The organism is Bradyrhizobium sp. SZCCHNR1015 (genome assembly GCF_032489875.1).
Taxonomy (GTDB): domain Bacteria; phylum Pseudomonadota; class Alphaproteobacteria; order Rhizobiales; family Xanthobacteraceae; genus Bradyrhizobium.
Window position 1 is genome coordinate 190,633 of sequence record NZ_JAUEYW010000001.1, and the last position, 13,187, is coordinate 203,819.

Consider the following 13,187-nt stretch of genomic DNA (forward strand, 5'->3'; position numbering starts at 1 on the left):
CCGTCACCATTTCGCGTCCATTCTCGCCACGAATCGGCCAAACACGGACATCCCTCCGCGTGTCCCGAACAGCCGCCGAAATCGCCGTCCAAGGAGCTGCCCCATGATCGGTCTGGTCCGCGCCGCCGTCCTCTGCGCCATCATGGCGCTCGGTCTTGCTTCTGCCCACGCCGCCGACAAGGCGTTCAAGCGCGACGACCTGGCGGATGCCGCAATCAAGCTGGAGGCGCAGATCAAGAGCGAGGCGGGGGCGGTGAACAAGCCGCTGGCGACCTTGCGCACGGACGCCGACGCGGCGCTTCGCCGGAACGACCTGCGCACCGGGCTGCAGATCCTCGGGCAGATCGCCACCGCGGCGCCGGATGATTCCGGCAACTGGCTGCGGCTGGCGCGCACTGTGTTGAACCAGATCAAGCCGGCCAACTCGTCGGAGCAGACTTTCCTGCTCGAGCGCGCCTCGACGGCGGCCTACATCGCCTATCAGCGCGCCGGCAATGCCGGGGAGGAGGCCGACGCGCTCGCGGTGCTCGGAAAGACCATGGCCGAGCGCAAGCTGTGGCGTCCGGCGCTGGATACGCTCAGGATGTCGCTCGAGCTCCGTGAGGTCGCCGACGTCCGCGGCCAGTATGAGCGGATGCGCGACGAGCACGGCTTCAGGCTGCTCGACTATACCGTGGATTCGGACTCGGCGAGCCCGCGCGCCTGCTTCCAGTTCTCCGAGGATCTGGCCAAGCGCACCGACTTTTCGCCCTTCGTGGCACAGGCCGGCAATGACAAGCCGGCGCTGACCTCGGAGGACAAGCAGCTCTGCGTCGAGGGACTCAAGCATGGCGAGCGCTACAACATCAATCTGCGCGCCGGCCTGCCCTCTAGCGTCAAGGAGAGCCTGCCGAAATCGGCCGAGTTCAATATCTATGTCCGTGACCGCAAGCCGTTCGTGCGCTTCACCGGCAAGGCCTATGTGCTGCCGCGCACCGGGCAGAAGGGCATTCCGCTGGTCAGCGTCAACACGCCCGCGGTCAATATCAACGTGTTCCGGATCGGCGACCGCAACCTGATCAACACCGTCATCGACAGCGACTTCCAGCGTCCGCTGTCGAGCTACCAGCTCACCGATCTCGGCAACGAGCGCGGCATGAAGGTGTGGAGCGGCGAGCTGTCGACCGCGATGACCCTGAACCAGGACGTCACCACTGCCTTCCCGGTCGACCAGGCGCTGAGCGACATGCAGCCGGGCGTCTATGTGATGACGGCCGCGCCGAAGGGCCCGACCAGCGGCAACAGTGACGAGGACAGCGGCGGCCAGCTCGCGACGCAATGGTTCATCGTCTCCGATCTCGGCGTCGCCGCGTTCTCCGGCAATGACGGCATTCACGTGTTCGTCAATTCGCTGGCCTCGACCGATCCGGTCGCGCGCGCCGAGGTGCGGCTGGTGGCACGCAACAACGAGATCCTGGCGACGCGCAAGACCGACGACGCCGGCCACGTGCTGTTCGAGACGGGCCTGGCGCGTGGCGAGGGGGGGCTGTCGCCGGCGATGCTGACCGTATCGGGCGAGAAGACCGACTATGCCTTCCTCAGCCTGAAGACGTCCGCCTTCGACCTGTCCGATCGCGGCGTCGCCGGGCGCGAGGCGCCCACGGGGCCAGACGCTTTCGTCTATTCCGAGCGCGGCGTCTACCGCTCCAACGAGACGGTCTACCTCACCGCGCTGCTGCGCGACGGCAAGGGCAACGCCATGACCGGCACGCCGCTGACGCTCGTCGTCGAGCGTCCCGATGGCGTCGAGTTCCGCCGCGCCGTGCTGCCGGATCAGGGCGCTGGCGGCCGTTCGTTCAGCGTGGCGCTGAACTCGGCAGTGCCGACCGGGACCTATCGCGTCCGCGCCTTCACCGATCCGAAGGGGACGGCGGTCGGCGAGACCACGTTCATGGTCGAGGACTACGTCCCCGAGCGGCTGGAATTCGACTTGTCCTCCAAGGACAAGCAGATCAAGGAAGAGACTCCGGTGGAGGTGAAGGTCGACGGCCATTTCCTCTATGGTGCGCCGGCCTCCGGCCTGCAGCTTGAAGGCGACCTGCTGGTGACCACGGCCTCGGAGCGGCCGGGCTTCCCCGGCTATCAGTTCGGCGTCGCCGACGAGGAGAGCGCCTCCAACGAGCGCACGCCGATCGAGGGGCTGCCCGAGACCGACGACAAGGGCGCGGCGACCTTCCCGGTCAGCCTGCCGAAGCCGCCGTCGTCGAGCCGGCCGCAGGAGGCGCAGATCTTCGTGCGCATGGCCGAGACCGGCGGCCGCGCCGTCGAGCGCAAGCTGGTGCTCCCCGTGGCGCCCAAGGCGGCGCAGATCGGCATCAAGCCGTCGTTTTCCGGCAAGAGTGTCGGCGAGGGCGACAAGGCCGAGTTCGAAATCGTGTTCGTCTCGCCCGAGGGGAAGATGCTAGCGCGCAATGGCCTGCGCTATGAGCTCCTGAAGATCGAGTCGCGCTATCAATGGTACCGGCAGAACTCCTATTGGGAGTATGAGCCGGTGAAGTCGACCAAACGCGTCGGTGACGGCGACGTCGCAATCGCCGCCAACAAGCCGGCGCGGCTGAGCTTCCAGCCGGAGGCCGGACGCTATCGGCTCGACATCAAGTCGGCCGAGGCCGACGGTCCAGTGACGTCGCTGCAGTTCGACGTCGGCTGGTACACCGAGGGCAGCGCCGATACGCCTGACCTCCTGGAGACCTCGCTCGACAAGCCGCAGTACCAGTCGGGCGACACCATGGTGGTGACGGTGAATGCGCGCACCGCTGGCAAGCTCACGGTCAACGTGCTTGGCGACCGGCTGCTGACGACGCAGACCACCGAGGTCAAGGAAGGCACCAACCAGGTCAAGCTCGCGGTCGGCAGGGACTGGGGCACGGGCGCCTATGTCGTGACGACCTTGCGCCGTCCGCTCGATGCGGCCGCGCAGCGCATGCCGGGCCGCGCGCTCGGCGTTGCCTGGTTCGGCATCGACAAGTCGGCGCGCACGTTGAATGTCGCGCTGACACCTCCGGCACTGGTGCGGCCGGGCTCGGCGTTGAAGATCCCGGTCAAGATCGGCGGCCTCAATCCCGGCGAGGACGCCAAGATCGTCATCGCGGCGGTCGATGTCGGCATTCTCAACCTCACCAACTATAAGCCGCCGGCGCCGGACGAGTATTATCTCGGCCAGCGCCAGCTCTCTGCCGAGATCCGCGATCTCTATGGCCAGCTGATCGACGGCATGCAGGGCACGCGCGGCCAGATCCGGTCCGGCGGTGACTCCGGCGGCGCCGAGCTGCAGGGCTCGCCGCCGACGCAGAAACCGCTGGCGCTGTATTCGGGCATCGTCACCGTCGGACCGGACGGCACGGCTGAGGTCAGCTTCGACATTCCGGAGTTCGCGGGCACGGCGCGCGTGATGGCGGTGGCGTGGAGCGCGACCAAGGTCGGCCGTGCCAACATCGATGTCACCGTGCGCGATCCCGTGGTGTTGACCGCGACCTTGCCGCGCTTCCTGCTGTCGGGCGACCGCGGCACGCTGTCATTCGACGTCGACAATGTCGAGGGCGCGCCCGGAGACTATGCCGTGGCCGTGAAGGCGAGCGGTCCGGTGAAGGTCTCCGGAAATGCCAATGTGACGTTGAAGCTCGCGGCCAAGCAGCGGGGCTCATCGACCCTGCCGCTGGACGCCTCGGGCACCGGCACGGCGCAGCTCGACGTCGACATCAAGGGGCCGAACGGGCTGAGCCTCGCGCGGCATTATCAGCTCGACGTCAAGCCGGCGACGCAGGTGCTGGCGCGGCGCTCGATCCGGACGCTGGCCAAGGGCGAGAGCCTGACGCTGACGTCGGACATGTTCTCCGACCTCGTGGCGGGCACCGGCACGGTGTCGCTGTCGGCGGGACTGTCGACCGCGCTCGACGCGGCGACGATCCTCAAGGCGCTCGACCGCTACCCGCACGGCTGCTCGGAGCAGATCACCAGCCGGGCGATGCCGCTGCTCTATGTCAATGAGCTCGCGGCCGGCGCGCATCTGGCGATGGACACCGAGGTCGATCAGCGCATCCGCGACTCGATCGATCGCTTGCTGGCGCGGCAGGGCTCGAACGGCTCGTTCGGCCTCTGGTCGGCCGGCGGCGATGATCCCTGGCTCGACGCCTACGTGACGGACTTCCTGACCCGCGCCCGCGAAAAGGGCTTTGCGGTGCCCGACGTGCTGTTCAAGAGCGCGCTGGATCGCGTCAGGAACTCGGTGGTCAATGCCGAGGAGCCGGAGAAGACAGGAGGCCGCGATCTTGCCTATGGCCTCTACGTGCTGGCGCGCAACGGCGCGGCGCCGATCGGCGACCTGCGCTATCTCGCCGACACCAAGCTCGGCAATCTGGCAACTCCAATTGCCAAGGCGCAACTCGCCGCCGCGCTCGCGCTGGTCGGCGATCGCGCCCGCGCCGAGCGGGTCTATGGTGCCGCAGCCGACAGCCTCGCGCCGAAGCCGGTGCTGGTGTTCGGCCGCACCGACTACGGCTCCGACCTGCGCGATGCCGCGGCGCTGGTGTCGCTGGCGGGCGAGGGCAATGCGCCGCGCGCGACGCTGACGCAGGCGGTGGCCCGCGTCGAGGCCGCGCGCGGGCTGACGCCCTACACCTCGACGCAGGAAAATGCGTGGATGGTGCTGGCGGCGCGGGCGCTCGCCAAGGAGACCTTGACGCTCGACGTGAACGGCCAGGCGGTGAAGCAGGCGCTGTACCGTAGCTACAAGGCGGCTGAGCTCTCAGGCCAGCCGCTGAAGATCACCAATACCGGCGATGCGCCGGTGCAGGCGGTGGTCTCGGTGTCCGGCTCGCCGCTGACGCCGGAGCCCGCGGCGTCCAACGGCTTCAAGATCGAGCGCGGCTACTACACGCTCGACGGCAAGCCGGCGGATATCAGAACCGCGAAGCAGAACGACCGTTTCGCTGTCGTGCTGAAGGTCACCGAGGCCAAGCCGGAATATGGGCACATCATGGTGTCGGACTATCTGCCGGCGGGGCTGGAGATCGACAATCCGCATCTGGTGTCGTCGGGAGACAGCGGAACGCTCGACTGGATCGAGGACGGCCAGGAACCGGTCAATACCGAGTTCCGCGACGACCGCTTCACCGCCGCGCTCGACCGCGCCGCGGATTCCAAGTCCGTGTTTACGGTCGCTTACGTCGTGCGCGCGGTGTCGCCCGGCAAATACGTGCTGCCGCAGGCCTATGTCGAGGACATGTACAATCCGTCGCGCTATGGTCGGACCGGGACGGGGTCCGTGGAGGTCCGCGCGGCGAAATGAGCGAGGCTGGAACGAGCGGTGATGGGCGCAGGACGGAGCCACATACTCCGTCATGCCCGGGCTTGTCCCGGGCACCCACGCTGCCTCCGCACGACGTGGATGGCCGGGACAAGCCCGGCCATGACGGGAGGAGGGGGCGGGGCGTCAAACGGCTGTTGGTGTGTACGCTCCTGTCGATCGTTGCAATCGTTCTCGCACTCACCGCCTACGCCATCTCCCTCGGCCCGCTGCCGCTGCGCGAGGCCGAGGCGCTGTCCACCACCGTCGTCGACCGCCACGGCAAGCTCTTGCGCGCCTATGCGATGGCGGACGGGCGCTGGCGGCTGCCGGTCAGCGCGAAGAAGGACGTCGATCCGACCTATCTGAAGCTGCTGTTCGCCTATGAGGACCAGCGCTTCTACGACCACCACGGCGTCGATCCACGCGCGCTGGCGCGGGCCGCGATCCAACTCGGCTCGCATGGCCATATCGTCTCCGGCGGCTCGACCATCACGATGCAGCTGGCGCGGCTGCTGGAGCCGCGACGGCAGCGTTCGCTGCACGCCAAGCTCAGGCAGATCGTGCGCGCGCTCGAGCTCGAGCATCAGAAGAGCAAGGACGAGATCCTTGATCTTTATCTGACGCTCGCGCCCTATGGCGGCAATCTCGAAGGCATCCGCGCCGCCTCGATCGCATATTTCGGCAAGGAGCCGAAGCGGCTGTCGCTGGCAGAAGCGGCCCTCTTGGTGGCGCTACCGCAGTCACCGGAGACGCGCCGGCTCGACCGCCATCCCGAGGCCGCTCGACGCGGCCGGGACCGCGTGCTCGACCGCATGGTGTCGGAGAACGTGATCTCCGCCGAGGACGCGGCGCAGGCGAAGGCGCAAGCCGTGCCTACCTTCCGCAAGCCGATGCCGATCCTGGCGCCGCATGCCGCCGACCAGGCCTCGGCGGCCGTCAAGGGTCAGCCGATGATCCGCCTTACGCTGGATGCCTCGCTGCAGAAGGTGCTGGAGCCGCTGGCGCGCGATCGCGCCATCGCATTGGGACCAAACGTCTCGGTCGGCATCATCGTGGTCGACAATGACAGCGGCGACGTGCTCGCCCATGTCGGATCGGCCGACTATTTCGACGAGAAGCGGGCAGGGCAGGTCGACATGACTCGCGCGGTGCGCTCGCCCGGCTCGACCTTGAAGCCGTTCATCTACGGGCTCGCCTTCGAGGACGGCTTCGTGCACCCGGAGAGCCTGATCGAGGACCGCCCGGTGCGCTTCGGCTCCTATGCGCCGGAGAATTTCGACATGACGTTCCAGGGCACGGTGCCGGTGCGCAAGGCGCTGCAACTGTCGCTGAACGTACCGGCGATCGTGCTGCTGGACCGCGTCGGCGCCAGCCGGCTGTCGTCGCGGCTGAAGCAGGCGGGCGGCAATCTGGTGCTGCCGAAGGACGAGGCCCCGGGCCTCGCCATGGGCCTTGGCGGCGTCGGTGTGACCCTGCAGGACCTCGCCCAGCTCTATACCGGCTTTCCGCGGCTCGGCACCACCAGGCCGCTGCGCGAGATCATGACGGCTGACGGTGCGCAGGATAACGCCCGCGAGCCGATGCGGCTGATGGACTCGGCGGCCGCCTGGCAGGTCGGCAACGTGCTGCTGGGGACGCCGCCGCCGGAAAACGCAGCCCGGAACCGGATCGCCTTCAAGACCGGCACCAGCTACGGCTATCGTGACGCCTGGTCGGTCGGCTTCGACGGCCGCATCACGATCGGCGTTTGGGTCGGCCGGCCCGATGGTGCGCCGGTGCCCGGCCTGATCGGCCGCGTCGCCGCGGCGCCGATCCTGTTCGACGCTTTTGCCCGCAGCGGCAAGCTGCCGGCGACACTGCCAAAGGCGCCCAAAGGGGCGCTTGTCGCCAGCAATTCAAAGTTGCCAATGCCCCTTCGCCGGTTCCGGCCGGTCGGGGAATTGGTGCGGACCGGCGCAGAGCAGGCGCCGCACATTCAGTTCCCGCTGAACGGCTCCCGGATCGATGTCGACCGATCCGCGGGACGCGAGGCGTCGGTGATGCCGGTGAAAGTGTCCGGGGGCGTGCTGCCGCTGACCATGCTGGTCAATGGACTGGCCGTCGGCGAGATCGACGGCCGGCGCCAGCGCCTGATCGATCCGCCCGGGCCGGGCTTTGCCCGCCTCACCGTGATCGATGCCACGGGCGCTGCGGACACAGTTGTGGTCAGAATCCAGTGAGGGTTCGCTAAGCGGTTGTCGGCATGGCGGTTTCAGCGTATTCGGAACCCCATGGTCGAGACCTATGCCCGCCCCCGTTTTGGAGAGCCGCGCGAGCCGAAGAACCTGGTCAATCCAGGCAATCGGCTGGTGCGGATGATCGATGCCGTCACCGTGAGCCACACCAGGGCGGTGGCGTTCCTGCTCGTCTGCGGGCTGCTATTGTTCCTGCCGGGCTTCTTCACCATCCCGCCGATCGACCGTGACGAGGCGCGCTTCGCCCAGGCGACCAAGCAGATGGTCGAGAGCGGCGATTACGTCGACATCCGTTTCCAGGACGACGTGCGCTATAAGAAGCCCGTCGGCATCTACTGGTTGCAATCGGCTGCGGTCGAGACGGCGTCGGCGATCGGCCTGCCGCGTGCGCAGCTGCGCATCTGGGTCTACCGCATTCCCTCGCTGATCGGCGCGATCGGCGCGGTGCTGCTGACCTATTGGACCGCGCTGTCGTTCGTGACGCGGCGCGGCGCCGTGTTCGCCGCCCTTCTGATGTGCTGCTCGGTGCTGCTCGGGGTGGAAGCCCGGCTCGCGAAGACCGACGCGATGCTGCTGTTCACCGTTGTGGCCGCGATGGGCGCCCTGGCGCGCGTCTATCTGTCGTGGCAGCGCGGCGAGGATCCGGTGCATCCGCCGTGGGGACCGCCTGCGATCTTCTGGACGGCGCTCGCCGGCGGCATCCTGATCAAGGGCCCGCTGATCCTGATGTTCGCAGGACTGACGATCTTGGCTTTGGCGATCATGGATCGCGGCGCCGGCTGGCTGTCGCGTCTGCGCCCTCTGTGGGGGCTGATGTGGATGCTGGTGCTGGTGCTGCCCTGGTTCGTGCTGATCTTCCTGCGCGCCGGCGACACCTTCTTTGCCGATTCCGTGGGCGGCGACATGCTGAGCAAGATCGGCGCCCAGGAGTCGCATGGCGCACCGCCCGGCCTTTATCTGCTGCTGCTGTTCATCACCTTCTGGCCCGGCGCGCCGCTGGCCGCGATGGCCGCTCCGGCCGTGTGGCGCGCGCGGCGCGAGCCGGGGGCGCAGTTCCTGCTGGCTTGGCTGGTGCCTTCCTGGATCGTGTTCGAGGCGGTACTGACCAAGCTGCCGCACTATGTGCTGCCGCTGTATCCGGCGATCGCCATCCTGACCGTGGGCGCGCTGGAGCGGCGGGTGCTGTCGCGCTCGTGGCTGCGCCGCGGCGCAGCCTGGTGGTTCGCGATTCCCGCCATCACGTCGGTAGTGGCCGTGATCGGCGCCATCATCGTCGCGCATCAGCCGGTGTTCCTGGCTTGGCCGTTCGTGGCGGCATCGCTGATTTTCGGCCTGTTCGCCTGGTGGCTCTATGACGACGGCCGTGCCGAGCGCTCGCTCTTGAATGCTGGCGTGGCGGCGATGTTCCTGGCGTTCGTGGTGTATGGCGCCGTGCTGCCGGCGCTGACGCCGCTGTTTCCCAGCGCGGAGATTGCGCGCGCGCTGCGCAACGTGGTCTGCGTCGGGCCGAAGGCGGCGGCGGCAGGTTTCCAGGAGCCGAGCCTCGTGTTCATGACGGGAACCTCGACACAGCTCACCGACGGCTCGGGGGCGGCCGACTTCCTCAACCACGGCACGTGCCGCTTCGCGCTTGTCGAGCAGCGCACCGAGCGCGCCTTCGTGCAGCGCGCCGAGGCGATCGGGCTGCGCTACAACGTCGCCAAGCGGATCGACGGCTACAACATCTCGCAGGGCCGCCCGGTCTCGATCGCGATCTATCGCTCGGAGGGCACCGAATAGATGTCGGCGCCCGACACCTCTCCGTCTTCCTCAGGCTATGTCTCGCAGCTCGCGCTGGTCGGCAAATTCTCGCTGGGACGGCTGGTGCGCCGGCCTCAGACGGCGCCCGATGCAGCAAGCCGGCAGCGTCTGTGGCGCGAACTTCTCCTGCTGATTGGCATCGGTTTGGGCGCGATCGTGATCCTGATGGTTGCCTTCGATGCCTATGAGATCGGGTTGATGCCCGCCCGCGGCACCCCCAGCATGTGGCCATGGCGCATCGTCACCGAGTTCGGCCAGGATGAATACGTGCTGGGTCTGCTGGCAGTCGGCGTCATCGTGACGATCCTGATCGCGCCGCTATGGCCCGAGGCCACGCGCAGCCGCCTGCTGAATTTCGCCACCCACGTTCAGTACGCCTTCTTCGCGGTGCTGGGCTCGGTGCTCGTGGCTCAGGTGCTGAAATACATCATCGGCCGCGGCCGTCCCTTCGTCGGCGGCAAGGCGAATGCCTTCAACTTCGACCCGTTCAACGGCACACCTGCCTATTTCAGCATGCCCTCCGCGCATGCGGTGACGGCCTTTGCGCTGGCCTTCGCCGTTGCCGCCGTCTGGCCGCGATGGCGCGTTCCCGCGTTCATCTATGCCGTCGTGATCGCCCTGAGCCGGCTGGTGCTGCTGGCCCATCATCCAAGCGATGTGGTCGCCGGCGCCGTGGTCGGATTGGCCTGCGCCATGCTGGTCCGCTACTGGTTCGCAGCCCGGCGGCTGGGTTTCCGCCTGGGCAAGGACGGCCAAATCGTACCGCGCTAAAGGGGTTGATAGGCGGCCCCAAGCCCCATAAGAAGCCTCCGCCGCAGCGCCCGGGGCAGCAACCGGTCCAGTCACGCCATTACGAGTTCTCATCTTGTCGACCGAAACCCCCGTTGCCGTCTCCATCGTCGTTCCCGTGCGCAACGAGGCCGGCAATATCGTTCCGCTGATCACCGAGATCGCGGCGGCGCTCGATGGTCTGTGGTCCTACGAGATCATCTACGTCAACGATGGCTCGACCGATGACACCGCGCAGCGGCTCGCCGAGGAAATGGCACGGCGGCCGAACCTGCGTGTGCTGCGGCATGAGAAATCGACCGGCCAATCGGCTGCGGTTCGTAGCGGCATCCGCGCGGCCCATGGCGCCATGGTGGCCACGCTGGATGGCGATGGCCAGAACAATCCCGCGTTCTTGCCCGACCTCATTGCCGCGCTCGAAAAGGGCGGTGCAGGCGTCGGCCTCGTCGCAGGGCAGCGCGTCGGCCGCAAGGATACCGGCTTCAAGAAGCTACAGTCGCGGCTGGCCAACAAGATCCGCAATGCGGTGCTGCATGACGGCACCCGCGATACCGGCTGCGGCCTCAAGGCGGTCCGTCGCGACGTGTTCCTGATGATGCCGTATTTCGATGGTCTGCACCGCTTCCTTCCCGCCCTGGTGCGGCGCGAGGGTTACGACATCGCCTATATCGACGTGATCGATCGTCCCCGGCATTCGGGCGTGTCGAACTACGGGTTCTTCGACCGGCTGTGGATCGGGATCATGGATCTCGCCGGCGTGTGGTGGCTGATCCGCCGCAAGAAGCCGACGCCGGTTGCGATCGAGGTGAAATCATGCTGATTCAATTCGGGCAGGCGTTCAGCAACTATCTCTATGACATCTTCGTCGCCAAATTCGATTTCTGGCTGGTGTTCGGCCTTGCCGCCCAGCTGGCCTTCGCCGCGCGCTTCCTTGTGCAGTGGATCGCCAGCGAGCGCGCGGGCAAGAGCGTGGTGCCGATCGCCTTCTGGTTCTTCTCGATCGGGGGAGGGCTGATGACGCTGATCTACGGTCTCGTGAAGCGCGAGCCGGTCATCATCTTCGGCCAGCTGCTGTCGAACATCATCTACGTCCGCAACGTGATGTTGATCTTCAAGAACCGCCAGCGGGAATCCCAGACGCTGAGCAATTGATCGGGGCCGTCTTCAGGTTCACAGGGCGGATGTTCGCTGGCGCAGGACAGGCATTGCCTCTCCCATCGCAGTTCGCGCCCAGCTCTCTCCGCGCCGAAGGCGCTTCGGCCCCGGCGCGGGCATGCGGAACAACCGGTTCGTAGCGCCGTCCTACGCTCAGCGCGGCAGCGGCTTTGCAGAGGATGCGGGCAGGGCGACGGTGGCCCCGCTGTCTGCCGCCTCGCTGCGGCGGCTGGCCGCTTCGCCGGCCGCGTCCAGGACGGGATAGGCGACCGAGCAGATGTGGGAGTGGATACGCCTGAGGTCACGCAGCACGTCGAGATGCAGTGAGGTGGTTTCGAGCGTCTCCGAGCGGCCCTCGCGCAGACGTTCGAGGTGCCGCTCGGTCGCGCCGAGCTCTGCGTTGCGGAGCTCGGCTTTCTGATCGAGCAGTTGGTGGGCTTGCTGCGCATCGCCGGACATGAAGATGCCGAACGCGACGCGGAGCGCCTCCATGATCTGGCGGTGAAAGGCCTGCAGCTCGTCGGCGCCCTCCGCAGAGAACTGGAACCTGCGCTTGATCTTCTTGGTCGCGAGCTCGCTCAGGTTCTTGTCGATGATGTCGCCGATGTGTTCGAGGTTGATCGCGAAGGAGATGATCTCCATCGCGCGCTTGCCCTCACGGTCGTCCAGGCTGCCCCGCGTCAGCTTGGTGATGTAGAGCTTGATGGCTTCGTCGAGCCGGTCGACGACATTGTCCGCGCGTGACACCTGATCCACGAGGCCACGGTCGTTGGTCATCATCGCGGTCATGACATTGCGCAACATGGTCTCGACCAGATCGCCCATTCGCAGCGCCTCGCGCGCAGCGTCCGCAAGCGCCAGCGACGGTGTCTCCAGCGCGGTCTCGTCGAGATAGCGCGGCTTGGCCGGATCGACCTCCGCCGGGCGGTCGGGGAACAGTCTGACGAGCAGCTTCTCCATGACGCCGAGCAGGCCGATGAACACCACGGCCGTGCCGAGATTGAAAGCCATGTGGAACTGGGCCGTCAGCTTCGACAGATCGGGCTGAAATTGCTGCAATTGCGCTGCGAGCGGATGCAGGAACGGCGCGATCAGCGCGACTCCGATGACACGGTTGAGGAGATTGCCGACGGGCAGGCGATAGCTCGCCGGGTTGTCACGGCGCGCGCCCTCGAACACCGGATTGACGGCGCTGCCGAGATTGGCGCCAAGCACGAGCGCCAACGCGGCATCGGCCGTGATGAAGTGCGCATAGGCCAGCGACATCACCAGCAGCACGCTGGCGACGCTGGAATGCACGATCCAGGTGACGACGGCGCCGAAGATGATGCACAGCGTGACATCGGCCGTGATCGCCTGCATGAACACGCGCATCGCCGGCGCTTCTTCAGCGGGCGCCAGGGTGTCGATCAGGATGTGCAGCGACAGCAGCATCAGGCCGAGGCCAATCGACACCCGCCCCAGGTCCTTGATGCGCGATCGCGGCTCGCTGCGGAACGCCACCAGGCCGAGCACGAACAGGATGGGGGCGACCGCCGCCACGTTGAACGACAGGACCTGCACGATCAGCGTGGTGCCGATATTGGCGCCGAGCATGATCGCCAGCGCCGGGATCAGGCCGACCAGGCCTTCCGCCGCGAAGGAGGTCGTGATCAGCGCGGTCGCCGTGCTGCTCTGGAGCAGAGCGGTCAGACCGAGTCCGGCGGCGAGCGCGCTGAAGCGGTTACGCAGCGCCCGCGATAGCAGCAGCCGGAGATCCGGGCCGAAGGCGCGAAGAATGCCGCTGTGGACCATGTGAAGGCCCCACAGCAGCAACGCCACGCCGCCCATCAGATCGAGCAGAACCATGATTTCCGTTCGTCTCCGCGACCTCTGCCGCGAAG

The 13,187-nt window shown here is 67.1% G+C and carries 7 protein-coding genes; 6 read left to right on the plus strand and 1 reads right to left on the minus strand.

Translation table 11 applies throughout. The features are described from left to right. Nucleotides 1–103 precede the first annotated feature (103 nt). The 6 genes from QX128_RS00860 to QX128_RS00885 all read left to right on the plus strand — a co-directional run bounded on the left by QX128_RS00860 (nt 104) and on the right by QX128_RS00885 (nt 11,301). Nucleotides 104–5,326, plus strand: a complete 5,223-nt coding sequence (locus QX128_RS00860; RefSeq protein ID WP_316236443.1) for an alpha-2-macroglobulin — start codon at nt 104–106, stop codon at nt 5,324–5,326. Further along, the gene (gene pbpC, locus QX128_RS00865; RefSeq protein ID WP_315799904.1) at nt 5,323–7,545 is read left to right on the plus strand and encodes a penicillin-binding protein 1C; all 2,223 of its coding nucleotides are present in this window, start codon (nt 5,323–5,325) and stop codon (nt 7,543–7,545) included. The genes QX128_RS00860 and pbpC overlap by 4 nt, the downstream gene beginning before the upstream one ends. A 51-nt stretch (nt 7,546–7,596) precedes the next feature. Next, on the plus strand, nt 7,597–9,339 hold the full coding sequence (locus QX128_RS00870; RefSeq protein ID WP_316236444.1) for a glycosyltransferase family 39 protein: 1,743 nt from the start codon (nt 7,597–7,599) through the stop codon (nt 9,337–9,339). After that, nucleotides 9,340–10,131, plus strand: coding sequence for a phosphatase PAP2 family protein (locus QX128_RS00875; protein ID WP_315799906.1), 792 nt, complete (start codon nt 9,340–9,342; stop codon nt 10,129–10,131). A gap of 94 nt (nt 10,132–10,225) precedes the next feature. Then, a complete protein-coding gene (locus QX128_RS00880; RefSeq protein ID WP_315799907.1) occupies nt 10,226–10,969 on the plus strand; it encodes a glycosyltransferase family 2 protein in 744 nt (247 codons plus the stop codon). Further along, a complete protein-coding gene (locus tag QX128_RS00885) occupies nt 10,963–11,301 on the plus strand; it encodes a lipid-A-disaccharide synthase N-terminal domain-containing protein (RefSeq protein ID WP_315799908.1) in 339 nt (112 codons plus the stop codon). Before QX128_RS00880 ends, QX128_RS00885 begins: the two co-directional genes overlap by 7 nt. 156 nt (nt 11,302–11,457) lie before the next feature. Here the strand turns inward: QX128_RS00885 and QX128_RS00890 are convergent, their stop codons facing one another. After that, nucleotides 11,458–13,152, minus strand: a complete 1,695-nt coding sequence (locus QX128_RS00890; RefSeq protein ID WP_316236445.1) for a Na/Pi cotransporter family protein — start codon at nt 13,150–13,152, stop codon at nt 11,458–11,460. Between the last annotated feature and the right edge of the window lie 35 nt (nt 13,153–13,187).

Excerpts from the sequence above, each read along its gene's own strand:
- QX128_RS00875 (WP_315799906.1), top strand. The coding sequence starts at position 9,340 with ATGTCGGCGCCCGACACCTCTCCGTCTTCCTCAGGCTATGTCTCGCAG.
- QX128_RS00890 (WP_316236445.1), bottom strand. The coding sequence starts at position 13,152 with ATGGTTCTGCTCGATCTGATGGGCGGCGTGGCGTTGCTGCTGTGGGGC.
- QX128_RS00860 (WP_316236443.1), top strand. The coding sequence starts at position 104 with ATGATCGGTCTGGTCCGCGCCGCCGTCCTCTGCGCCATCATGGCGCTC.
- QX128_RS00885 (WP_315799908.1), top strand. The coding sequence starts at position 10,963 with ATGCTGATTCAATTCGGGCAGGCGTTCAGCAACTATCTCTATGACATC.
- QX128_RS00870 (WP_316236444.1), top strand. The coding sequence starts at position 7,597 with ATGGTCGAGACCTATGCCCGCCCCCGTTTTGGAGAGCCGCGCGAGCCG.
- pbpC (WP_315799904.1), top strand. The coding sequence starts at position 5,323 with ATGAGCGAGGCTGGAACGAGCGGTGATGGGCGCAGGACGGAGCCACAT.